At 54.1% G+C, this 23,148-nt stretch carries 19 protein-coding genes; 16 read left to right on the forward strand and 3 right to left on the reverse strand.

What is annotated here, in order from left to right:
* The first annotated feature begins 229 nt into the window (after positions 1-229).
* Genes NOC_RS00465 through NOC_RS00480 form a run of 4 tightly spaced genes read left to right on the forward strand, consistent with a single transcriptional unit; the run spans position 230 to position 3,302 of the window.
* Entirely contained in the window at positions 230-502 is a 273-nt protein-coding gene (locus NOC_RS00465) for a hypothetical protein (protein ID WP_011330211.1), read from the forward strand.
* Complete coding sequence (locus tag NOC_RS00470; RefSeq protein ID WP_011330212.1) at positions 499-891, forward strand: helix-turn-helix domain-containing protein; 393 nt, start codon at positions 499-501, stop codon at positions 889-891. Before NOC_RS00465 ends, NOC_RS00470 begins: the two co-directional genes overlap by 4 nt.
* Positions 888-1,487, forward strand: coding sequence for a hypothetical protein (locus tag NOC_RS00475; RefSeq protein WP_011330213.1), 600 nt, complete (start codon positions 888-890; stop codon positions 1,485-1,487). Before NOC_RS00470 ends, NOC_RS00475 begins: the two co-directional genes overlap by 4 nt.
* A 9-nt stretch (positions 1,488-1,496) precedes the next feature.
* On the forward strand, positions 1,497-3,302 hold the full coding sequence (locus tag NOC_RS00480) for a toprim domain-containing protein (protein ID WP_002813586.1): 1,806 nt from the start codon (positions 1,497-1,499) through the stop codon (positions 3,300-3,302).
* Positions 3,303-3,362: 60 nt separating this feature from the next.
* Here the strand turns inward: NOC_RS00480 and NOC_RS00485 are convergent, their stop codons facing one another.
* Positions 3,363-4,160 (reverse strand): terminase small subunit, encoded by a 798-nt coding sequence (locus tag NOC_RS00485; RefSeq protein ID WP_147094561.1) that lies wholly within the window; start codon positions 4,158-4,160, stop codon positions 3,363-3,365.
* Positions 4,161-4,365: 205 nt separating this feature from the next.
* Between NOC_RS00485 and NOC_RS16515 the strand changes: the two genes are divergently transcribed.
* From NOC_RS16515 to NOC_RS00545, 12 genes are all read left to right on the forward strand, one after another.
* Entirely contained in the window at positions 4,366-4,518 is a 153-nt protein-coding gene (locus NOC_RS16515) for a transposase (protein ID WP_081430933.1), read from the forward strand.
* A gap of 494 nt (positions 4,519-5,012) precedes the next feature.
* The gene (brxF, locus tag NOC_RS00495) at positions 5,013-5,510 is read left to right on the forward strand and encodes a BREX-3 system P-loop-containing protein BrxF (protein ID WP_002812985.1); all 498 of its coding nucleotides are present in this window, start codon (positions 5,013-5,015) and stop codon (positions 5,508-5,510) included.
* A 14-nt stretch (positions 5,511-5,524) separates the two neighbouring features.
* Positions 5,525-9,346, forward strand: coding sequence for a DUF6079 family protein (locus NOC_RS00500; RefSeq protein WP_011330215.1), 3,822 nt, complete (start codon positions 5,525-5,527; stop codon positions 9,344-9,346).
* A gap of 6 nt (positions 9,347-9,352) precedes the next feature.
* Positions 9,353-11,020: a DNA glycosylase AlkZ-like family protein gene (locus tag NOC_RS00505; protein ID WP_002813715.1), complete on the forward strand. Its 1,668-nt coding sequence runs from the start codon at positions 9,353-9,355 to the stop codon at positions 11,018-11,020.
* 105 nt (positions 11,021-11,125) lie between these two features.
* Positions 11,126-11,446, forward strand: coding sequence for a PDDEXK nuclease domain-containing protein (locus NOC_RS00510; RefSeq protein WP_050754200.1), 321 nt, complete (start codon positions 11,126-11,128; stop codon positions 11,444-11,446).
* A complete protein-coding gene (locus NOC_RS00515) occupies positions 11,443-14,286 on the forward strand; it encodes a DNA methyltransferase (RefSeq protein WP_002811959.1) in 2,844 nt (947 codons plus the stop codon). The genes NOC_RS00510 and NOC_RS00515 overlap by 4 nt, the downstream gene beginning before the upstream one ends.
* Complete coding sequence (locus NOC_RS00520; RefSeq protein WP_011330217.1) at positions 14,287-15,159, forward strand: ATP-binding protein; 873 nt, start codon at positions 14,287-14,289, stop codon at positions 15,157-15,159.
* Positions 15,160-15,176: 17 nt separating this feature from the next.
* The gene (locus NOC_RS00525; protein ID WP_002813100.1) at positions 15,177-15,551 is read left to right on the forward strand and encodes an STAS-like domain-containing protein; all 375 of its coding nucleotides are present in this window, start codon (positions 15,177-15,179) and stop codon (positions 15,549-15,551) included.
* Complete coding sequence (locus tag NOC_RS00530) at positions 15,541-16,092, forward strand: type II toxin-antitoxin system VapC family toxin (protein WP_011330218.1); 552 nt, start codon at positions 15,541-15,543, stop codon at positions 16,090-16,092. Before NOC_RS00525 ends, NOC_RS00530 begins: the two co-directional genes overlap by 11 nt.
* A gap of 19 nt (positions 16,093-16,111) precedes the next feature.
* Positions 16,112-19,000 (forward strand): DEAD/DEAH box helicase, encoded by a 2,889-nt coding sequence (locus NOC_RS00535; RefSeq protein ID WP_002811886.1) that lies wholly within the window; start codon positions 16,112-16,114, stop codon positions 18,998-19,000.
* A complete protein-coding gene (gene pglZ, locus NOC_RS00540; protein WP_002814112.1) occupies positions 19,000-20,994 on the forward strand; it encodes a BREX-3 system phosphatase PglZ in 1,995 nt (664 codons plus the stop codon). The genes NOC_RS00535 and pglZ overlap by 1 nt, the downstream gene beginning before the upstream one ends.
* Entirely contained in the window at positions 20,994-21,761 is a 768-nt protein-coding gene (locus NOC_RS00545) for a hypothetical protein (RefSeq protein WP_011330219.1), read from the forward strand. Before pglZ ends, NOC_RS00545 begins: the two co-directional genes overlap by 1 nt.
* Before the next feature lie 345 nt (positions 21,762-22,106).
* Here the strand turns inward: NOC_RS00545 and NOC_RS17155 are convergent, their stop codons facing one another.
* Positions 22,107-22,250: a hypothetical protein gene (locus NOC_RS17155; RefSeq protein WP_002812588.1), complete on the reverse strand. Its 144-nt coding sequence runs from the start codon at positions 22,248-22,250 to the stop codon at positions 22,107-22,109.
* 3 nt (positions 22,251-22,253) lie between these two features.
* Positions 22,254-23,090, reverse strand: a complete 837-nt coding sequence (gene trfA, locus NOC_RS00550; protein ID WP_011330220.1) for a plasmid replication initiator TrfA — start codon at positions 23,088-23,090, stop codon at positions 22,254-22,256.
* Between the last annotated feature and the right edge of the window lie 58 nt (positions 23,091-23,148).

The following is a 23,148-nucleotide window of genomic DNA, read 5'->3' on the forward strand; positions in this document are numbered from 1 at the left end:
CATACGCCTACTTTTCCGGATTATCGATAATCAGGAATTTTAATGCACTAAATTTAACCATTAGTTTGATGTAAAAAGAAATTCCTTTGTTCTCCTGATTATAAAATTTCCCTCTGGTTCACTCTTAATTGGGGAATTGAGCTGCTTTAATAACGCTCCATAACAAGCGGCATCTCGCCGCACAAATAAGGCAATTAGGATGTGAATAAAGCAATCGGGAGATGAATAATTGACTATCAGTAACAAAGTCCGCCACCTTCTCACAGTGGGACAATTCAGCGAGAAGAATCCGGCCTTCCCTGAAGCCAGTTTGCGTTATCTAATTTTTAGGTCGGAAGACCGGGAGAACAGCAAAGGGGAAGTCATCCCAGGCAATGGATTCTCTCCAGCGATTGTTCGTGTTGGAAGGAAGGTGCTTATCGATGAGGAGAAATTTTTCGAGTGCATTGATGAGCAAAACGGGCAATCTACGATGAGACAGAAAGGGGGTGGAGATGTATGACTTGGCCCCTTTTCCAAAAGATCACCTGGAGCGTGTTTGTTGCAGTAGCTGCGGCATATCCTCCCAGCGGCTTGCCTCCGTCAATGGCGTGTGGCTATGCCATCAATGTTTGGGTTGGATCAGGAGATATGAGCATATTCAAAAAGCCCGTGCCTGGTTCCAGGAGGCGGACATTGAGTAAGTTGCCCACTTTTGCGAAGGTCCCTATCAAGGTGGTAGGGACATCTCAACTCACTCTACGAGAATTCCGCGTCCTGGTAGCCTTGTACGCTTTTGCCGATCAAAAGGGGCGGTGCTGGCCCTCCCGGCAGCGGCTGAGTGAACTGACCGGAATCCGCCCCGAGCATATTTCCCGCGCCACCAGCGCCCTGAAAAAAAAAGGTGGTTGAAAAAGACAGGCAATGGGGGACGGTCCCAATCTAGCCGCTATCAATTGCCGCTTGCGCAGGATAAAGCACTTCCCCTGGCGCCTGAAAACGGTGCCCACAGGGGCGGGGTTTCCCCGCCAAAACGGTGCCAGGCGCGGCAATTAAACGGTGCTGCCCAAGGCACGGGCATAGAACAGACCAGGGAACAGACCAATTTATATACGGCACCGGCCGATGCCGCAGGCACGAAAAGCGGATTGAAAGGAGATGATTTTCCCCGTCAAGAAACAGCGCCGAGGGCGGTTGAGGCTTATCTGACAAAACAGGGCAAGCGGCTCCAAGGACAGGCGCTGCGGCGCTTTGAGATTTTTTGGCAGGTCTTCGACTACCGCCGGGGCAAAGCCGAGGCGGCTGATGCCTGGTGGAAGCTCGAGCCCATGGACCCTGGGCTTCTCAAGGCTATTATTGCCGGGGCCCAGCGGGAAGCGTCCGAGCGCCCCGCCAAGCTCGAAAAGGGGTTGACCCCGAAGATGGCCCAAGGCTGGCTTTCCGGGCGGCGCTGGGAAGATGCACCGCCTCGGCGTAGTGCCCCCACCAAACCGAAGCTAGTGGTCTAGGAGGTAGCTATGGACAAAACATTTTCCGATTTTGGGATTGATGTGCCGCCCGCCGCTTCCGGGCAACTCAGTCTCACCTGCCCCCAGTGCTCCGCTCAACGCAAGAAAAAACGTGCCAAGTGCTTAAGCGTCAATGTCGAGAAAGGGGCGTGGATATGCCACCATTGTAGCTGGCGAGGGGGGCTTTCCCAGCGGGAGCAGTCCAATCGCACTCTGTACTGGCGACGCCCCGATTACCGACAGCCGGCGCCCTTTTCCCCGGGAGCCCTGCCTGAAGATATCCAGCGCTGGTTTGCCAAACGGGGGATTACCCCCGCGGTCCTTGAGCGCAATCATATCGCGACCAAAAAGGTGTATATGCCCCAGCTGGAGAGGTGGGTGAGCGCGATCGCCTTTCCTTACTACCGGGGCGAGACGCTCATCAACGCCAAGTACCGGGATGGGAGGAAACACTTCCGCCTGGAGGCCGGGGCCGAGCGCATTTTGTATGGACTTAACGACTTGGAGCAGACTACCCTCATTGTGGAAGGGGAGATGGATAAACTGGCGTTAGAGGTAGCCGGTTTTCGCAATGTGGTCAGCGTCCCCGATGGCGCCCCCCCACCCCAGGCTAAGGATTATGCCCGCAAATTTGAGTTTCTGCAGGCGGATGAAGAAGCGCTTAAGACGGTCAAGACGTGGGTAATCGCAGTCGACAATGACGCACCCGGGCAGTATTTGGCCGAGGAACTCTCCCGTCGCTTCGGGCGAGAAAAATGTAAGCGGGTCCTCTGGCCTGAAGCGTGCAAGGATGCCAATGAGGTGTTGCTGAAGCGGGGACCTGAGGTGCTCACCGATTGCATCAAAAATGCCCAGCCTTATCCTCTCGCCGGGGTGTTGACGGTCAGCCACCTCAGCGAAGACATCGATTTTCTCTATACCCATGGGCTCAAGCGGGGGATGTCAACCGGCTGGCCCTCTGTGGATATATGTTACACCGTCAAGCCTGGGGAGTTGACGGTGGTGACGGGTGTCCCCAACAGTGGGAAATCCAATTGGCTGGACTGCTTAGCCCTGAATCTTGCCCAGCAGGGCTGGCGCTTTGGTGTCTTCAGCCCCGAGAACCAGCCAGTGGGCCACCATATGGCGCGGATGATAGAAAAGTGGGCCGGTAAGCCGTTCAATAAAGGGTCTATTGCCCGACTGAGCCGGTCCACGCTGGCGCAGGGAAAGGACTGGGTGCATGAGCACTTTTATTGGATTCTCCCAGAGGATGACCAGGATTGGACCGTCGAGCACGTTCTGGACCGTGCCAGGGCGCTGGTGCTGCGGTATGGGATTAAGGGGCTCCTGCTCGACCCCTGGAATGAGTTTGAGCATCTGCGTGCGCCCAATGTCACGGAGACGGAGTATATCTCGTTGGTTTTAAAGCGGGTGCGGCAATTCGCCCGTTATTACCAGGTCCATGTGTGGATAGTGGCCCATCCGGCAAAGCTCTTCCGGGGCAAGAACGATCAATATCCCGTGCCCACGCTCTATGACATCTCAGGCTCGGCTAACTGGCGCAATAAGGCCGATAATGGCCTCGTGATTTGGCGCGATCTTGGCGACCCTAAAAAAGATTTGGTGGAGATTCATATCCAAAAGATTCGCTTTCGGGAGGTGGGAAGATTGGGCGCAGTGCGGCTGCGTTTTGACCCTGTGACGGCAGTGTACCGGGAGCCTGAACCCGATGATGAAGCGGCCTTCCCCCCTGCGGATGGAGCTGATAAGGCGGATGAGCAAGCGTATCTGGACAGTCTGTACGCCGAGTATGAGGCCCAGGGCGGAAAATAGGCCGGGGAGATAACGGTAAAAAAGCCCAGCAAGCGTGCGTCCCTGCCGGAAGGGCCTCGGTTAATCGTGTCGCTTAGGCCCGTGGGCGGGTTCCCCGGCGGCCTTTTCCTGCTCCTGTTGCAGGGCAATGCGGCCCATGGGCGTGCTGAGCGGGGCGCCTGAGATTTCTTCGAGCAAATGGGAGAGTTCGCCTTGGACCTTCACCTCCCGTTGCTCTTTAAACATGCCCAATTGCTTATCGAGTTGCTCCAAGGCATCGAGCTTATTCCAGAGCTTGATTTTGTAAACGTAAAGGGGCGCCGTCTTCTTTTCGTCTTTCATCACGACCACATCCACCGCGGCAATGGCCGCCGCGATATGCTTGGGCAGGGCGTCCATGGGTTTGAGCCGCCCCTGTCCATCAAACAAGGCGCGGATGTCTGAAAACCCGACCTGGGCCAACTCTTTCAGAACCTGGACCTCTTTAACGTCCGCCTCGGCTTCGGCCGCCTGGCGCTTGGATTGCAGGTAGGCCGCTACCCCCGGGTTTCGAAGAAGCCGTGAGCTTTGGACTTTCGCCGTGCTCAAGGCCGCCCGGGGGAAAGCTTGCCGGTAGCAGGCCAGGGCATTGCCCCGCACCTTCTCGGGGCCGGCCCGGTACAAATCCGCGAACACTTGCTGACCTGGCGTTAAGCCATCTTCATTACGGGGATATCGGGCTTGGCGCATTTTCATCTCCTCACTCCGTACGCAACGGTGCCGCTGCTCCACCGCCCGGCGGGTTGGTTCATCGCCTGCCCATGATGGAAGCCACTTGCCTTTGCCACCCAACCATCCCCACAACCTGGGTTCCAGCGACCCACGTGCTAAAGCATACATGACCTTTATTCATGTATCACTGGTTAAATATAAATAATTTTTCATCATTTGGCCGAAGCAAAGCCAACGGCTTTCAAGTGCTCATTTTCTATGCCTTTCTAGGCAAAGGAGCTTTTCAAGGAGATGGTGATACCATCAAGATATGCGATAGCCGATGTGATGGGGAGAATGAGAAGTCAATCGTCGTCCATTCTGCGAAAAAAGTTTGACGGGCTCTCAAAAGTTCTATTGGAAGGAAAACATTGTCTGGTCGCCGGGCTACTTCGTCAGCAGCGTAGGGATTGATGAGAATACCATCAAACGTTACGTAGAACGTCAGGGATGCCGGGATTCGGGCCAATTCCGTGAGGAGTTGTAATCGCCGCGAAGCGGCGGCAAAGCCATAGGACCGCGGGTTTACCCGTGGGTATCTATGTTCTTTATCGACTTTTATAGCTTGATACTTTAAAGATCCTGCCGTCCGAGCAAGGCTTTCAGTGTTTCTAAAGCCTCCTCAACACAATTTTTACGATCAATTTAGTTACTTGGCTAATGGGCTACATCACCAACTCCTCAAGCCTTCACTTTTCCCGATGGGCTATCAACTTACCCTGGTGAATGAGTCCATCTAATTATCAAGAACTGGTATAGAATCGGTACTTTTTCCTCAGTGCTGTGCCGAGATTTCCCAAGAATTGACTACCCATCAACGCGCCATTAGGCTCCTATTCTTCGCTCAGCCGCAAAAGCTGTCTCAATACAGAATTTTTAGAATAACAGTAGGTTGATCTTGCCAGGGCATTTTACACATTGATGTTCTGTGGGTGCGGCCGATAAATCCGATAAAACGGATATTGAGCAAAAGAAACGACCATGGCCGAGCCAGTTCACGATACGATAAAGAGTTCTCTCCAAGCAGCCGAAGGTCTGTATCACCGGCTGGTATTGCTAGTCGGTGAGGCTGGTTCCGACAAAACGGAAGCCTTTCATGACGTCGCGGATGAGCTTGGCACCGAGGTTGTTAATGTCAATCTGGTGCTCTCGAGCGAGTTGCTGGAGTTGACAGCTAAGCAACGGGCACTGCGCCTGCCGGAGATACTGGATCGTATCGTAGATAAAGTTCAATCGACCGTGGTGCTCGATAACCTCGAAATCCTGTTCGACAAGGAATTGAAACAAGATCCTTTACGGCTCTTACAGAGTATTTCTAGGAATCGCCCGGTAGTGGCGTCTTGGAATGGGGTAATTAAAGAAGGCAAGCTCATTTATGCTGAAATAGGCCATCCTGAATATCGGCGCTATGACATGGCTGACACATTGATCGTGAGCATGGATGGAACGGCGACAATCGACTTAGAAAAAAATAATTAGGGGACAGGGCAAGCGTGGTTAGGTTACAGGATAGGAGATTTGGACATATCAAAAACATACCTGTAGAGGAGAATCCAGGGAGGGCGCAAATCAAATACGGAGACCTTATCCAATTCGACCCAATAGAGTCGGTCGTTCAGTTGCGTGACGCGGACAAGTCGAGCGCCGCGCACACCCTCGTGAATACCTATGTCATTTCCAAGGAAATGGCCGAACGGCTCACGCAGCTTGTCATTCCTCAGATGCAGTTCGACCAACCGGTCGATAACAAGGGTCTGCTGGTCGTCGGTAACTATGGCACCGGTAAGTCGCACTTGATGTCGGTGGTCTCCAGCCTTGCCGCAGACGCCTCACTGCTGGAGGAGCTGAACCACGCCAGTGTACGCGACGCCGCCGCTCAGATCGCTGGACGTTTCAAGGTGATACGTACCGAGATTGGAGCCACCACCATGTCCCTGCGCGACATCCTGGTGGCCGAACTGGAAGAGCATTTCGAAAAACTCGGCGTGGAGTATGTGTTCCCTGAAGCCGGGACTATCATCAGCCACAAACGGGCCTTCGAAGACATGATGGCCAAGTTCGGCGAGGTCTTCCCCGAACACGGCCTGCTGCTGGTGGTCGACGAGCTGCTCGACTACCTACGCACCCGCAAGGACCAGGAGCTGATTCTCGACCTTAACTTCCTCCGCGAGGTCGGCGAGGTCTGCAAGGATCTGCGTTTCCGCTTCATGGCCGGTGTCCAGGAAGCTATTTTCGACAGCCCGCGCTTCGCCTTTGTGGCCGACAGCATTCGCCGGGTAAAGGACCGCTTCGAGCAGATCCTTATTGCCCGCAGCGACGTGAAATTCGTCGTGGCGGAGCGCCTGCTCAAGAAAACCGCCGAGCAACAGGCCAAGATCCGCGACTACCTGATGCCCTTTGCCAAATACTACGACGGGCTCAACGAGCGCATGGACGAGTTTGTTCGGCTCTTCCCGGTACATCCTGATTACATCGACACCTTCGAGCGCGTTACCGTGGTGGAAAAACGTGAGGTGCTTAAGACCCTGTCTATGGGCATGAAAGGCATTCTCGGCAAGGATGTACCGCAGGACGAACCTGGTCTGATCGCCTTCGACAGTTACTGGAACACGCTCAAGCAGAATGCCTCCTTCCGCGCCATTCCCGAGATCCGGGCGGTCATCGATTGCAGCCAAGTGCTGGAGTCTCGCATCGAGAACGCACTGACCCCGAAAAACTACAAGCCCATGGCAGTGCGCCTAATACACGCCCTGTCCGTTCACCGTCTCACCACTGGCGACATCTATGCCCCTATGGGCGCATCCGCCGAAGAATTGCGCGATCGGCTCTGCTTATTTGAACCGTTAATCACGGAAATGGGGAGTGATGAGCCTGACAAGGATCTACAGACCCATGTAGAGACTGTACTGCGCAAAATCCACACAGCTGTCAGTGGACAGTTCATTTCTGAAAACAAGGACAACCGCCAGTTTTATCTCGATCTGAAGAAGACCGATGATTTCGACGCCCTGATCGACAAACGGGCCGAGAGTCTGGGCCAGGCTCAGCTCGACCGTTTCTATTACGAGGCACTCAAGCGTGCCATGGAATACCAGGACGCCACCTACGTGACCGGCTACAAGATCTGGCAGCACGAATTGGTCTGGCAGGAGCACAAGGCCGCCCGTACCGGCTACCTCTTTTTCGGCGCTCCCAACGAGCGCTCCACCGCCGTGCCGCAGCGGGACTTCTACCTGTATTTCATTCAGCCCAACGATCCGCCGCGCTTCAAGGACGGCAAGGTGAGTGACGAGGTTTTTTTCCGCCTGAAGAGCACCGACGAGGAATTCCAAACCGCGCTGAAGAGCTATGCGGCAGCCCTGGACCTTGCGGGCACATCCTCGGGCCATGCCAAGGCCACCTATGAATCCAAAGCCAACGGCTTCCTGAAGAAGCTGGTTCAGTGGCTGCAGAAGCACATGAGCGATGCCTTCGAGGTCACCTATCAGGGCCGCGCCAAGTCCATGACCGAATGGGCCAAGGGCAAGTCCATCCGCGACTTGTCCGGTCTGCTACCCCACGAGACCATCAACTTCCGTGACCTGGTCAACACCATCGCCGGTGTCTGCCTGGCACCGAACTTCGAGAACCAGGCTCCGGACTATCCGTTCTTCTCGGTCCTGATTACCGGCAATAACCGCGCCCAGGCCGCGCAGGATGCCTTGCGGACCATCGCCGGACAGAACCGCACCAAGCAGGCCACCGCCGTGCTGGACGCCCTGGATCTACTTGACGGCGAGAAAATAGACCCCTACAAGTCGAAGTACACCAAGTTTATCCTCGATGCGGTCAAGGCCAAGGGGCACGGCCAGGTAGTCAACCGCAGCGAGATCATCCAGGATGACCAGGGGCTGGAATACATGAACCCGGGCGGTTCGCGTCTGGAGCCGGAATGGGTGAGCGTCCTGGTGGCGGCGCTGGTCTACTCCGGCGACATCGTGCTCGCCATCCCGGGCAAGAAATTCGATGCCACCGGCCTGCAGCAACTTGCCGCGACCGGCATGGACGAGCTGGCCCGCTTTAAGCACCTGGAGCAGCCGAAGGAATGGAACTTGCCAGCGCTCAAGGCGCTATTTGAGCTGCTCGGCATGACGCCCGGCATGGCCCAGCTCGTCACCCAGGGCAAGGACGAGCCGGTGCAGAACCTGCAGCAGGCGGTGGGCAAGATCGTCAAGCGCATCGTCATGACCCAGCAAACCCTACGCGAAGGGCTTTCCTTCTGGGGGCTAGACCTGCTTGTGGGCACCGACCTGGCCAGCCAGACCAGCGGACTGGACGAGGCCAAGGGCTTCTTTGAATCGCTGCAGGCTTACTCCTCGCCGGGCAAGCTGAAAAACTTCCGCTACAGCGCTCCCGAAGTACTGGCCCACGAAAAGGCCATGAAGGCGCTGGACGAGCTGGATGCCCTGCGCGCGTTCATCATGGACAATGGCCCGACGGCGTCCTGGCTCTCCACCGCCGAGGCGGTGTTGCCTGCCGAGCATGATTGGGTGGATCGCATGAAGACCACCCGACAGGACGTACTGGATGCCTTCAAGCAGGCTAATCTGACCGAGCTGACCAGCCAGTCCCAGAGTCCCTTATCCGGAATCGGCGCCAAGCTACAGAAGCTGAAGAAGGATTACACCGTCGCCTACATCGGTCTGCACACCAAGGCCCGGCTGGGGGTGAACGAGGATAAGCGCAAGGCGGGACTGCTCAACGACCCGCGTCTGCAAACCCTGCGTAAGCTGGCCGGTATCGACCTGATGCCACGGCAGCAGCTCACCGATTACCAGAACCGCCTGGCCGGGCTGAAGAGCTGCTTCGCCTTGACCGAGCAAAACCTCGACGCCTCGTCCATCTGCCCGCATTGTGGCTTCCGGCCTGCGGTGGAAACCGGTGCGGCCGTGGGGTCGCAGATGATCGACCAGATGGATACCCAGCTCGATGCCATGGTGGCGGCCTGGACCTCCACCATCCTCAGCAATCTGGAGGGCCCGATCACCCAGGCCAATATGGATCTACTGAAAATCGACGACCGCGAACCGCTGGAAGCCTTCATCAAGTCGAAGGAACTGCCGGTGCCGCTGGACAGCAACTTCGTTCACGCCCTGAAGGAAGTGCTCTCCGGTCTGGTCAGGGTCACCGCCAAGGCACAGGAGCTGCAACAGGCCCTGCAGGTTACCGACGGCCCGGCCACCCCGGTGGAGATGAAGAAACGCTTTGAGGAGTACATCGATCAACTCACCAAGGGCAAGGACCCGGCCAAGGTGCGGATCGTCATGGAAGGTTAACCACGAATGAACACGAATAAACACGAAATAGAGGCATTGATCCAGCGAGGCGAGAGTGTTTCTCTAGAGTTCAAAAGTGACCTGAAGCGCCTGCCGGATCGGGAGCTTGTGGCGGCTGTGGTTTCTTTAGCAAATACGGACGGCGGCGATCTATTGCTCGGCGTGGAGGATGACGGCACGGTTACCGGTTTGCATGCAAGTCACCTGAATGTTTTAGGTATCCCGCCTCTCATTGCAAATAAGACGAATCCTGCTATTTCGGTTCGCGTGGAAAAGTGCGAGTCAACGGGAAAGTCCATTGCCCGGATCAGGGTGCCGAAGTCCCAGCAACTGGTATCCACTTCCGACGGCTTTTTGGTACGCCGACGCCTGAAGTTCGATGGAACACCGGAAGCAGTACCTTTCTATCCCCACGAATTTATTCAACGCCAGTCGTCCCTGGGCCTCGTCGATCCCTCAGCCATGGTACTTGAGGAAGTAGACTCGGGTCAGCTCGATCCGCTTCAGCGCCTGCGTATCCGTAGTGCCATAAAAAAGTATGGTGGGGAGCAATCCCTGCTTGCTCTAGCTGATGACGAACTGGACGGCGCACTTGGGCTTTGTCGTGAATCGAATGGCGCTAGACACCCCACCATGACCGGGTTACTGGTATTGGGAACGGAAGAACTCCTGCGAGCCCATGTGCCCGCCTATGAGGTCGCCTTTCAGGTGCTTCAGAGAACCGATGTCAAGGTCAACGAGTTCTTTCGGAAACCGCTTCTGGAAACCTTTGAAGAAGTGGACCCCCTCTTCAAGGTCCGGGTTGAGGAAGAAGAAATTCAGGTTGGCCTTTTCCGGGTACCTGTACCCAATTATGATCGCCGCGCCTTTCGTGAGGCTTTTGTGAATGCGCTGGTTCACCGTGATTTCAGCAGGCTCGGTGCGGTGCATGTCAAAATCACTGATGATGGTCTCACTATCAGCAACCCGGGTGGTTTCGTCGAGGGGGTGAGACTGGATAACCTGCTCGTAGTCGATCCTCGTTCCCGTAATCCCCTCCTCGCCGATGTGATTAAGCGGATCGGCCTGGCCGAGCGCACCGGGCGTGGCATCGACCGCATTTACGAGGGCATGCTCCGCTACGGACGCCCCGCGCCTGATTACTCAATGTCCGATGAATTCACGGTTTCAGTACAGATGGTGAATGCTGCTGCCGATCTCGATTTCCTCAAGATGGTGGTCGAGCAGGAGGATAAGCTTGGCAACATGCCGATTGACTCCCTGATCATACTCTCCCGCCTTCGGGAAGAGCGACGACTAACCACTGCGGACCTGGCCCCATCCGTCCAGAAATCAGAAACCAACGTGAGGATAACCCTGGAGAAGCTGGTTGAAACCGGATTTCTGGAGCCGCATGGCACCGGCAGGGGGCGGACCTATACCCTCAGCGCTGCCCTGTACCGTAAGGCAGGAAAGAAATCGGAATACATCCGCCAGGCCGGTTTTGCGCCCATCCAGCAAGAGCAAATGGTGCTGAAATACATTGATGCGCACGGTTCCATCAAACGAGCAGATGCCGCTGATTTATGCCGGATCAGCCCATTTCAAGCCACGCGTTTGCTTAAACGGATGGAAAAGAATGACTTAGTAAAGCCTGTTGGGCAGGGAAGAGGGACGCGTTATGAGCGAAAATAGCGAAAATACGAGCGATTGCGTGCGCCGCTCGCAAAATACGAGCGGCGCACGCAATCGCTCATATTTATGCTCGGTGAGAATATTTTATGCGTAGGCCGGCGATGGATGTGGCCATGCCGCCAGCCTTGCATGGATTTTAATCGGCTTGTAGCCGCCATCCCGCAGGCCCATGACGAATTGGCCAAGCAAGCCTGCCAGGCGGTCTATGGAGAAAAGGTACTGTCGGAACTGACTGCCCGACTGAGCGACATTCCGCCTATCGGCATTCTACTCTGCACCGACAAGAATCACGCCCTGGCTGAGTATGCCCGGGCAGGCATGGACAACAGCCTTTTTGTCTCCAAGTACCTGCTGGAACTGCCAAAGAAAGAAGAAATGCAGGCATTCATCAAGAGACAGGTAAAAGAAATTGGAGATGTTGGATGAAACCAAAACAAGAAAGCCTGTTCCAGACCAGACTGGTTCCCGCCGAAGCGGGCTCCGGCAGGCTATTCGACGAAGAACTGGTGGCTGGTTCGGATGGGCCTGTAAAGTGTCTTGGTCTTGAGTTTGAAAACGACGAAGCCCGTCGCACCCACTTTACCGAGGAGCTGCGCAAGAAGCTGCAGGACCCGGAGTTCCGCAAGATCGAAGGTTTTCCCATCGGCAGCGACGAGGACATCCTGAACCTGAGTGATCCGCCATATTACACCGCCTGCCCGAACCCATGGATCGCCGACTTCATCACCGAGTGGGAGGCGCAAAAGCCGGAACAGCCCGAAGGCTATCACTATCACCGTGAGCCTTTTGCCGCCGATGTCAGCGAAGGAAAAAACGACCCGATTTACAATGCCCACTCTTATCATACCAAAGTGCCGCACAAGGCAATCATGCGGTACATCCTCCACTACACGGAGCCAGGAGACATCGTTTTTGACGGCTTCTGTGGTACTGGCATGACAGGAGTGGCCGCGCAGATGTGTGGCGACCGTGAAGTGGTCATGTCGCTCGGCTACCAGTTGAAGCCGGACGGGACCATTTTGCAGGAAGAGATGGACGAAGATGGCAAAAAGGTTTGGCGACCATTTTCAAAACTGGGCGTCCGCAGAGCCGTACTGAACGACCTTTCACCGGCGGCGACGTTCCTTGCGCATAACTACAACCTTTATGTTGATACGGCATCATTTGAAAATGAAGCTAAGAAATTCATCAAAATAATCGAGCGAGAATGTGGATGGATGTATGAAACAACTCATACAGACGGGGTGACCAAGGCGAAAGTGAACTACACAATCTGGTCAGATGTATTTGTCTGTCCTGATTGCACTAATGAGATTGTATTCTGGGATGTTGCAGTCGACAAAGAATCTGAGACAGTAAACGATGAGTTTCAATGTCCTAATTGCCAGACCAGCTTAACAAAGCGCAATATGGACCGTGCTTGGGTTACCACTTATGACCGATTCTTGGGAGAGACGATTCGGCAGGCCAAGCAGATACCTGCTTTGATCAATTATAGCGTTGGTGGGAAACGATATGAGAAGAAACCTGACGAGGGTGACTTCGCAATTTTGGAGAAGATAGAAAACGAAGGATTAGACGGATGGTTTCCCATCAATCGCATGATTGAGGGGCATGAGTCTAGGAGAAATGATCCGGTTGGTATCACGCACACTCATCACTTTTATTCACCTCGAAATCTATCAGTGATGTCGAAGATTTTGGATTTGGCTGACAAATCTGAATTTACTCCCTTCAAATTCGGTTTTCTGAATACCTCTTGGCACGCCACGCAGATGAGGCAATACAACCCAGGTGGCGGGCACAGACCTAGAACGGGTACTTTGTATATGCCTTCCATCCATAGTGAAGGTAACATGATTCCCGTTTACAAGAAAAAGCTGAACCAGCTTGTTCAGTTTTATAAAGTCAAGTCTCATCGAAATAGGGTTGCCATTATTCAGACCATGTCGTCTACGGTGGAATCATCTATCGAAGCGGGTTTGGACTATGTATTCATTGATCCGCCTTTCGGCGCAAATCTGAACTACTCAGAACTAAATTCAATATGGGAGGCATGGCTTAAAGTAAGTACGAATAATGCCGAGGAGGCAATTGAGAATAGGTCACAGAACAAGGGGATTGATGAATACCGATCTCTTATGACTCAGTGCTTTCGACAGGCATACAACCAATTGAAACCTGGGCGCTGGATGACTGTAGAGTTTTCTAATACAAGCGCTGGTATTTGGAACAATATTCAGACGGCAATATCAGACGCTGGATTTATTGTCGCGAATGTCTCTGTTCTAAATAAAAAGCAGGGGTCGATAATGGCTTACACTACCCCCACTGCTGTCAAACAAGACCTCGTTATCTCAGCCTACAAACCCAACGGCGGTTTTGAAGAGCGCTTTCAGAAAGAGGCGCAAACCGAAGAAGGTGTGTGGGATTTTGTCCGAACCCACCTAAAGTATCTGCCGGTCACCAAGCAACAGGGAGCCTTGCTGCAGTTCGTCCCGGAACGCGATCCGCGCATCCTGTTCGACCAAATGGTGGCCTACTACGTCCGCAAGGGCTACCCCGTGCCGATCTCGAGCCAGGAGTTCCAGATTGGGCTGTCGCAGCGTTTCATCGAGCGCGACGGCATGTTTTTCCTGCCGGATCAGGTGGCCGAATACGACCGCAAGAAGATGACCTCGGGCGAACTTAAGCAGATGTCCATGTTCGTCTCTGACGAGGCATCCGCCATCCAGTGGCTCCACCAGCTCATCAAGGAAAAGCCGCAGACCTTCTCCGACATCAATCCGCAGTTTATGCAGCAGCTCGGCGGCTGGAGCAAAAACGAGGCCCAGCTCGACCTGCGTGAACTGCTGAACCAAAACTTCCTCAGCTACGACGGCAAAGGCCCGGTACCCGAGCAGATCCACGCCTACCTCTCCACCAATTGGAAAGAACTGCGCAACCTGCCCAAGGACGACCCGACTCTGGTCGCCAAGGCCCGCGACCGCTGGTACGTGCCCGATCCAAATAAGGCGGGCGACCTGGAGAAACTGCGCGAGAAGGCACTGCTCAAGGAGTTCGAGGAATACAAAGAGGTCAAAAAGAAACTCAAGGTCTTCCGCCTGGAAGCTGTCCGCGCCGGATTCAAGAAAGCCTGGCAGGAACGCGACTACGCCGTCATCGTCGCCGTGGCCGACAAGATCCCCAACAACGTCCTGGAAGAAGATCCCAAGCTGCTCATGTGGTACGACCAGGCGGTAACAAGAATGGGAGGCGGTGACTAGATGCTGATCCCTATTGGCACCATTAGAAGTAATTGCAATGGCTTTGACGCCATCGCTGAAATTGCGGTCAAAACGAAAAATGTTTGGTTGGATTCTGTTGAATTCGATCTTTCATTCTGCAGTTTTTTCGAGGCCAATATGGCGGCACCGCTATATGCCGTTATTGCGCGGCTTCGTGATGAGCTGAATGATGTGACCATTACCAATGTGCCAGCAGGAGTAAGTACAATTCTTCGGAAAAACAAATTCTTGAGCGTATTCAGTCAGCCTGAGTTGACAGACACCAATCAGACAACACTACCATTCAAGATTCTTAAACTTACCGCTGGAGATCAGTTTAACGATTATCTTGATACTTATATGCGAGGAAGAGGTATTCCGGCCATGTCGGAAGCATTAACCAAACGCTTTAGGCAAAGTCTGTTCGAAATATTTCTGAATGCGACCATTCATTCTCAATCGAAAGCCGGGATTTTTGTCTGCGGGCAATTTTATCCAAATAAGCATCGACTGGATTTTACCATTGCCGATGCTGGAGTCGGGATCAGGGAAAACGTACGAAGATATACTCGGAAACAAAAACTCAATTCCTGCAAGGCCATTGAATGGGCTATGACAGAGGGCAATACCACAAAAACCGGAAATCAGCCGGGAGGTCTTGGATTGAAGCTCATCAAAGATTTTATTCAGATGAATGGCGGAAAAATTCAGGTTGTATCAAGGTACGGATACTACGATTTCTCTGCAAATGGTGAGTCTATTCGAAAAATGAGCAACGATTTCCCCGGAACTTGCATAAATATTGAAATTAACACTGAAGATACAAGCAGTTACTGCTTGAAGTCAGAACTGAAAAGTGAAGACATCTTCTAGCGATTTAAGGAGTTACTATGAACGATCAAGTCAAAATAAAGGTTGCGGATCTGATAGGCAGTTCGCTCTGCATATCCGCCGAGGATGGCCAGAAAGTATTCGGCAAGGTAGAGCAACTGGTGAGAGAGGGGAAGCAGGTTACCATTTCATTTGAAAATGTAACTATGCTGATCTCGCTCTTTCTCAATGTGGCAATTGGTCAGCTCTATGGTTCTTTTGGTGAGGAAACTATTCGAGCTCAGTTGAAAGTTGAGGGACTTTCCTCTGATGACATGGAACTGCTCAAGCGTGTTGTTGATAATGCAAAGAAGTATTATTCCAACAAAAAATCTTATGATGACGCGTGGCTGGAGGAAGACAACAATCTGGAGGAAGACAACAATGAAGAATAAGGCTTATGATCTGTCCTCCTATTCCTTCAGTTCAGATGAGCAGGTTCTCGTTGATACAAATGTCTGGCTTTACCTGTTCCCTGCACCAGGAAATCCGCCACATAATTTTGCCCAACAATATTCGACTGCTTTTGCAAACTTGGTGTCTGCACAAGCTCGGCCTGTTCTCGATCCAATGGTTTTGAGCGAATACCTTAACCGGTACATAAGAATCGAGTGGGAAGGACATTATAGATCCCACTATCCTAAATTTAAGGATTTCAGAAACTCGGCAGATTTCTCAACAGTTGCATCATCCGCAGAAACCTTTGCCAAAAGGATCCTAAGTTTCTGCCAAATTCATTCAATACCTGCCAACGAACTGGATCTTAATCAGGCATTGTCTGACTTTTCGACCGGTGGAGTCGACTTTAACGATGCTCTCTTGGTGGATATCTGTAAAAAGAGGAATATCAAATTGATGACCAACGACGGTGATTTCCAGGATGGCGGCATCGAAGTATTAACCACAAATCCACGCCTTTTACGAGCTTGTCCATAAAGGATTCACTTTGGAATCAATGCCTTGGCAATACAGCACCGTTCATAACAGCGCCTGTAAGGTCATCGAAGAACAGACCTTATGGGGGCAGGCCGTGTGCCGTATCTGGTTGCCGAACCAGGACGCGGTGGTGCGCGTGCCCCGCTCCGCCTTACGGCCGCTGAGTGCCGACCTGCAACCGGAGATCGAGGCTGGACGCATTGCCTATGTGGCCGCCGCAGCCAAGGTGGCCGAGGTGCTCGAAGGCTCCACCAGCGCCACTGACGGTCATGTATTGCTGGCTCCCATGGAGTCCAATGTTATCCCGCTGCCGCACCAGATCCACGCCTTGTCCCGGGCTATCTCCGGCGACCGTGTGCGCTACCTGTTGGCCGACGAGGTGGGCCTCGGCAAGACCATCGAGGCCGGTCTAGTCATGCGCGAGCTCAAGCTGCGCGGACTGGTTCGGCGAATCCTGGTCGTCTCTCCCAAAGGCATCGCTACCCAGTGGGTGGCGGAAATGCAGACCCACTTCAATGAGCAGTTCCAGCTCGTGCTGGGTGATGACATCAGCACCTTGCAGCGCCTGGCCCCAGGGGCGGACCACCGGAACTCAGCCTGGTCGATGTTCGATCAGGTCATCGTTCCCCTGGATTCGGTCAAGCCCATGGACAAGCGGCGGGGTTGGACCGCCGGGCGCGTTGCCGAATACAATCGCAGCCGGTTCGAGGATCTGATCACTGCTGGTTGGGATCTGGTAGTGGTGGACGAAGCGCACCGCCTGGGTGGCAGTACCGATCAGGTCGCCCGCTATAAGCTCGGCAAGGGCCTGGCGGAGGCCGCGCCCTATGTACTGCTCCTTTCGGCTACGCCCCACCAGGGGAAGACCGATGCTTTCCATCGCTTGATGAACCTGCTGGATGAGGACGCCTTCCCGGATATGGACAGCGTTTCCCGCGACCGGGTGGCTCCTTACGTCATCCGCACGGAAAAACGGAAGGCCATCGATGCCGATGGCAAGCCCCTCTTCAAAGCCCGGCGCACGCAGATGGCCCCGGTAGTCTGGGAGAGCCGTCATCACCTGCAGCAGCTCCTCTATGAGGCGGTGACCGACTATGTGCGCGAGGGCTACAACCAGGCTCTGCGCGAGAAGAAGCGCCACATCGGCTTTCTGATGATCCTGATGCAGCGCCTGGTGGTCTCTAGCACCCGAGCAATCCGCACCACTTTGGAGCGTCGGCTCGCGGCACTTAAGGAAGGCGAGCAGCAAGCCAGCCTGCGCCTAGCGGAGCTGGAAAACAGTGCGGGGGGATCGGAAAACACAGACGATGAAATAACCGAGCTCTACGACATGGACGGCCAGGAGTTGCTCGATGAACTGCTGAAATCCCATGTGTTGGCTCTACAGAGCGAAGGCAGTCATGTGGAGACTTTGCTAGATGCGGCGGTTCGCTGCGAGCAGGCGGGGCCGGACGCCAAGGCCGAGGCGTTGATCGAGTGGATCTACGAGTTGCAAGCCGAGGAAAACGAGCCGGATCTGAAAGTGTTGATCTTCACTGAGTTCGTACCGACCCAGGAGATGCTGAAGGAGTTTCTGGAAGCCCGGGGAATCTCGGTGGTCACCCTGAACGGCTCCATGGATATGGAGGTACGTGGGGCAGCCCAGGATACCTTCCGTAAATCGCACCGCGTGCTGCTTTCCACCGATGCGGGCGGTGAGGGTCTAAACTTGCAGTTCGCCCATGTCATCATCAACTACGACATCCCCTGGAACCCGATGCGGTTGGAGCAGCGAATCGGCCGCGTGGACCGTATCGGCCAGCCCAAGATGGTGCGAGCGATCAACTTCGTGTTTGAAGATTCGGTCGAGTTTCGCGTTCGCGAAGTGTTGGAACAGAAGCTCTCGGTGATCTTTGACGAGTTCGGCATCGATAAGACTGGTGACGTGCTTGACTCAGCTCAGGCCGGCGAGTTGTTCGAGGATGTGTTCGCGCAGGCGTTCGCCAACCCTGATGGTATTGAAACTTCCGTCGATCAGACGGTGACTCGGATTCGCGATGAGATTCAGCAGGTGCGGGAGTCCTCCGCCATCTATGGCATTTCCGAAGAACTGAATGTGCAGGCGGCTGAGCAGCTGCGCTCCCATCCGCTGCCCCACTGGGTGGAGCGGATGACGGTGGGCTATCTCAATTCCCACGGCGGCACAGCCAGCCGTAAACGCTCCTGGTGGGATCTAAATTGGCCGGACGGTCAGGAGCATCGCAAGGCCGTGTTCAATGCCCGGGAAGCGGACCGGCTGACCGATGCAACCCTGCTCAATCTTGAAAACAGCCGTGTCCGTGGGCTGGCCTTGAACCTGCCGCAGATCGCGGCGGGCCAGCCATTGCCTTGCGTAAGCGTGAGCGGTCTGCCAACCAGCATCTCCGGTCTCTGGGGACTCTTTGAGATCCGCCTTCAGGCCGGAATGCACCAGAAGACACAACTCCTGCGCATCCCCATGGTGCGGCGCGGTTATGTCAGCGTGTTCCTGAGCGAGGAAGGCAAACTGTTTCTGCCCACGGCCCGGCATATCTGGGATGCGCTGCAGACAGCGGAAGCCCAGGTGCAAGCCACCCTCGGGCGAGATGAATCCATCACCGCCCATGAGCGTTTGCGGATTGCTGCCGAACAGGCCGGACAGGAGCTGTTTGACGCCTTGCAGCAGGTACATCTTGCCGCTGTGGCTTACGAGGAGGAACGCGGAATTGTCTCCTTTGCCTCGCGCCGCAAGGCCATCGAACGGGTTGGATTGCCGGAGGTGCGGCAATTCAGGCTGGCCCGTTGCGACGCAGAAGAATCCGAATGGCGACATGAACTGCAATCGGCGCGGCAGATCGTGCCGGAAATCCGGTCGCTGCTGATGCTGCGGATTATCAAAAGAGGCGCTTAATGAGTAGTTGGCGAGACGCTATCCTGAACGACTTTGTACCCAACGTCAGCAAGCTGACCCTGGTCGCAGACCCGGATTGCCTGATGACCGAGGAAAAGCTGGCCTTGGAACTTCGCGGGCGCGGCTTCGACCTGATCGAGTTCAGTGACCCGGTCGAATTCAGGTATGTCTATGAGTCCAAGTACCGTTCGATCTGGGACCGGGGTGAGCACACCGATCTGGTGGTGGTCCTCCGCTTGCAAGATGCGGAGCTGGAATCATTGCCTTATGATTTATTGCAAGTCGGAAGAAAACTCTCTTTTAATCTTGGTGAGCTCTTTCCTTATCTGAGCTATCCGGTCATCGAAAAGCTGGACCGCGCCCTTTTGGATGTCCTCTTTGAGGCGCAGAGGAAAACACCCTCTGACCGTCTAGGGGACAATGCCACTAAGGACTTCATCCTGCGACATGTGTTTGGTATTGCGCCTGAATTGATAGTGAGTGAGGTGGAACTCTTACGATTGCTGCTCCGCTTGCATTACGGCAAAGTCCAGCTTCCTCGTATCTTATCTGATCGGCTTGTGCAGGTGCTTAAGGGGCAGGGTGCTTTCCCTACTTGGCCGCTAGATGAGATCGTGCCGGACGAAGAAGCTTTTTTTGCCTTTATCCAGGAACGCTGGCCAGTGTTTTTGAGCAAGCTTGAGCCGGGCAATGAGGTGCGAGAAAGATCGCTTGAGGAAATCCTCAACTATCCTGGGCCTAGCGTGCTTCCTTTTGATCATCAGGACATCAGAGTCTATATGGACAATCTGTTTATTGAAGGGAAACTTACGCCAATTCAGAAGCCAGAGGTTGCTATTGATGCCGGGTCCTGGATTCGTTGCGGTGTTATCGAAGCCAGCGCCGGTGATGACGAAATGCGCATTTCCCGTCTTTTCGGGCTGGTGGAGAAGAGCCTGCCTACATCGGAATCCCGGTATTCAGATTGGATCACCTTTGCGCTGAAATGGGCCGAGTTATCTGCCTTGGTTCATTGTGGCTCCAACAGAGAGGATAAGGCTCGGCTTCTGCAAACCGACAATGCGCTGAATGCCACCTTTGCCCGGTGGCTGAGTGTCCACTATGCCAGCCTCATTAATCTGCCTCCGAACAATCCTGCGATGGTGCACCATGTGCCACGGCGTTTAGCCCGGGATCTGGAAAATGCCAAGAATAGCCGTGTTGCTTTGCTGGTGGTTGATGGGTTAGCGCTGGATCAATGGGCCACCATTCGCCCGATTCTCCAGGAGCGGGACCGCAGCCTTATTATGCGCGAGTCGGCGACCTTCGCCTGGATTCCCACGCTGACTTCCGTGTCCCGGCAAGCGATTTTTTCCGGCAAGCCACCGCTCTATTTTCCGTCATCCATTAAGTCGACCCATAAGGAAGAAAAGCTCTGGAAGCAGTTCTGGGAAGGCCATGGCCTGTCCCGGCTGGATGTTGCCTACCAGCGCGGCCTTGGCGACGGTGATGCTGCAGGCGTCCTCGACTCGGCAATCCACCCCGGGAAGACCAAGGTGGTGGGGCTGGTCGTGGACAAGGTCGATAAAATCATGCACGGCATGCAGCTCGGCTCGGCCGGGATGCACAACCAGATTAAACAGTGGTGCCGGGGTGGTTTCCTCGGATTACTCATCGGCTACTTACTTGATCACGGCTATGAAGTTTGGATGACATCCGACCACGGTAATATCGAGTGCCAGGGCAAGGGTCGTCCCTCTGAAGGAGTCACCGCTGAAACCCGCGGTGAACGGGTTCGAGTTTATCCCACTGCGGAATTGCGGGCTCAAGTGGCCAGCAAATTTTCTTTTGCCCATGAATGGCTGCCGGTAGGGTTGCCATCAGATTATTTCCCGCTTGTTGCCGGTGGCAGCAACGCATTTGCTACCCCTGACGAAGCCATCGTCGGCCATGGCGGCATTACCCTTGAGGAAGTTATCGTGCCCTTGGTTAAATTTGAGAGGAAAACACGGTGATGGACAAACGGCACGAGGCCATTGGTATCAAACAGGCCATTCGCTATGAGTGGATGCAAAAAGCCGCTTACCTCCTTCTTGCCGGGCTGGATGCTAAGGCTATTCGACAGGAACTCCATGACTACTTGAGCGATCGCATGGGCAGCGGTGTGCGTGCAGAACGCAGTACAGAAGCGAGGTCATTCGCTGTCACGATTTTAATGAACATATGGGTTACCCCCGACCCGGTATTGGAAACATTGAGAAACGATGCTCTGCCCTATCTGGCACAGGGCCGAAGCGCTGAACTTGCGGTCCACTGGTCGATGATCGGCGCGGCGTACCCCTTTTGGTTCAATGTGGCGCGCCAAACAGGGCGTTTGCTAGCGCTCCAAGATCAGGTCACGATGAAACAGGTCTCTAGGCGTTTGATTGAGGTCTACGGTGAGCGCCAAACCGTGAGCCGCAATGCTCAGTTTGTCGTTCGCTCTTTCGCTTTCTGGGGCGTTCTCAAAGATACTGCACAGCAAGGTTGTTATCAAAAGATAGTATCAGCGCCTATTTCCGATCTTAACTTAGTATCTTTAATGCTCGAGGCAGCCCTACATGCCATCCCCGAGGGCAAGGGAACTTTAGACCTGCTATTAAATAACCCGGCATTCTTTCCATTCCAGCTCCCGCTGATGACAGGCGACTTTATCGGACAGCGTAGGGAGCATATTGAGATAATCCGCTATGGGTTGGATGATGAGCTGTTGATGCTGAAGAAAAAACAAGGAGAGCGCTAAAAACTGGGCGGTTATCAGGCAAGGCAGCTTATTGTGGGCTGTTGCACTTATCAATCGGCATAAACAGATAGATCGTTTGGAAAGAGCGTCTTCTGAGTACTATGGAGCCTTGGAAGCTATAGGGATGTAGCCTCCAGAATGGACTGAAAGCGGGTGGCAAGGGGCAGACGCGGGCCGTTACCGGTAAGGGGTTATAGAGGTTAAAGAAGGTTAGCGGTACAAAGCAATAAGGCAAAATTAAAGCAAAGACAAAGGGTTAATTAGGAAAATAACCTCAGAAGGGTCGCTCAAAGGTCAATCATTGGTCGTCCAAAAGTCAAGTTTCAGTAGCTCAAAGGTCAAGCCTTAAGTATCCAAAAACTCAGGTCTCAGCAGCTTAACGGTCAATGCTTGGAAACCCAAAAGCCAATCCTTGAGCACCCAAGGTTCAAGTTTCGGTAGCTCAAAAGTCAAGCCGGGTAGCCCAAAGGTCAAGTCTTGGTAGTTCAAAGGTCATGCTTTCTTCTCTGCTCTCATCACATAGACGAGATTGCCTTCTATTCGCCAGTCGCTCAGAAAGTCCACTGCCTTGAGTTCGTTAAGGGCCCCTTTAAGATTAACTTTAAAAGTTTTCAAGAGACCGTCAGCGCTGCCAGACCCTTTCCATAGGGTCTCCACCTTCATCGGATAGGGTCGAGCATGGCTAGAATAAAGGCCATGCAGCCACTTGGCTATGGGGCCAAGCTGGTGTCTCATCGCCCATTCAAGCCGGGTGTAGTGGACATCCCCAAACAAGACCACCATCTCCGATGAAATCCAAACTTTCCAAGGCCCTCGGCCGTGATCCCGCTCGAATTTTTGGATAAGGGGTAGAGTCACGCTTTTCCCTAGCCGGTGACTACTGACGGTCAAGGCCGTGGCGACCATGCGCTCTAGGCTGATTTGAAGCCGCTGGTAGCTTTGCCCCTTGATGGCCCAACCCACTCCTTTAAGTAGGGCGTAGGGTTTGAATTCCACACACTTACCGAGTGGTCGCGCCTTAGCCTCATGCATGATTTGGAGCCATATATCTTCATCATCCTGGCGCAGCTCTTGCCCGCGGTAACTGATACGGCCATCTCCCACGACCACAATCGGCACGCCTTCCAAGTAAGCTCTGGCCTGCTTCTTGTTCTTCACCGAAAAGAGCGCCGAGCGAACCATCTCATTAGGGACACCGCGTTGCCCCTTGCCCCAACAAGGGAGCAAGGGGATGATTTTAGCCGTTTCTGCTTCTCTCTTGGCTTTGGCTTCACGACGAGTTTTGGCTTCTTGTGCCATCCGAGCGATTTTGTTCGTGATATGCTCCACAACTTTCTCCAGGCTGCTATTGCCGGTGGTTTTCCTAAGCGTACAGGGAAGACCGGCT

The organism is Nitrosococcus oceani ATCC 19707 (assembly GCF_000012805.1).
GTDB classification, from domain to species: domain Bacteria; phylum Pseudomonadota; class Gammaproteobacteria; order Nitrosococcales; family Nitrosococcaceae; genus Nitrosococcus; species Nitrosococcus oceani.

What these genes read in the sequence shown, in the direction of transcription:
- NOC_RS00470 (WP_011330212.1), top strand. Translation starts at nt 499, where the DNA reads ATGACTTGGCCCCTTTTCCAAAAGATCACCTGGAGCGTGTTTGTTGCA.
- NOC_RS00480 (WP_002813586.1), top strand. Translation starts at nt 1,497, where the DNA reads ATGGACAAAACATTTTCCGATTTTGGGATTGATGTGCCGCCCGCCGCT.
- NOC_RS00485 (WP_147094561.1), bottom strand. Translation starts at nt 4,160, where the DNA reads ATGTATGCTTTAGCACGTGGGTCGCTGGAACCCAGGTTGTGGGGATGG.
- brxF (WP_002812985.1), top strand. Translation starts at nt 5,013, where the DNA reads ATGGCCGAGCCAGTTCACGATACGATAAAGAGTTCTCTCCAAGCAGCC.
- NOC_RS00505 (WP_002813715.1), top strand. Translation starts at nt 9,353, where the DNA reads ATGAACACGAATAAACACGAAATAGAGGCATTGATCCAGCGAGGCGAG.
- NOC_RS00510 (WP_050754200.1), top strand. Translation starts at nt 11,126, where the DNA reads ATGTGGCCATGCCGCCAGCCTTGCATGGATTTTAATCGGCTTGTAGCC.
- NOC_RS00515 (WP_002811959.1), top strand. Translation starts at nt 11,443, where the DNA reads ATGAAACCAAAACAAGAAAGCCTGTTCCAGACCAGACTGGTTCCCGCC.
- NOC_RS00520 (WP_011330217.1), top strand. Translation starts at nt 14,287, where the DNA reads ATGCTGATCCCTATTGGCACCATTAGAAGTAATTGCAATGGCTTTGAC.
- NOC_RS00525 (WP_002813100.1), top strand. Translation starts at nt 15,177, where the DNA reads ATGAACGATCAAGTCAAAATAAAGGTTGCGGATCTGATAGGCAGTTCG.
- NOC_RS00530 (WP_011330218.1), top strand. Translation starts at nt 15,541, where the DNA reads ATGAAGAATAAGGCTTATGATCTGTCCTCCTATTCCTTCAGTTCAGAT.
- NOC_RS00535 (WP_002811886.1), top strand. Translation starts at nt 16,112, where the DNA reads ATGCCTTGGCAATACAGCACCGTTCATAACAGCGCCTGTAAGGTCATC.
- pglZ (WP_002814112.1), top strand. Translation starts at nt 19,000, where the DNA reads ATGAGTAGTTGGCGAGACGCTATCCTGAACGACTTTGTACCCAACGTC.
- NOC_RS00545 (WP_011330219.1), top strand. Translation starts at nt 20,994, where the DNA reads ATGGACAAACGGCACGAGGCCATTGGTATCAAACAGGCCATTCGCTAT.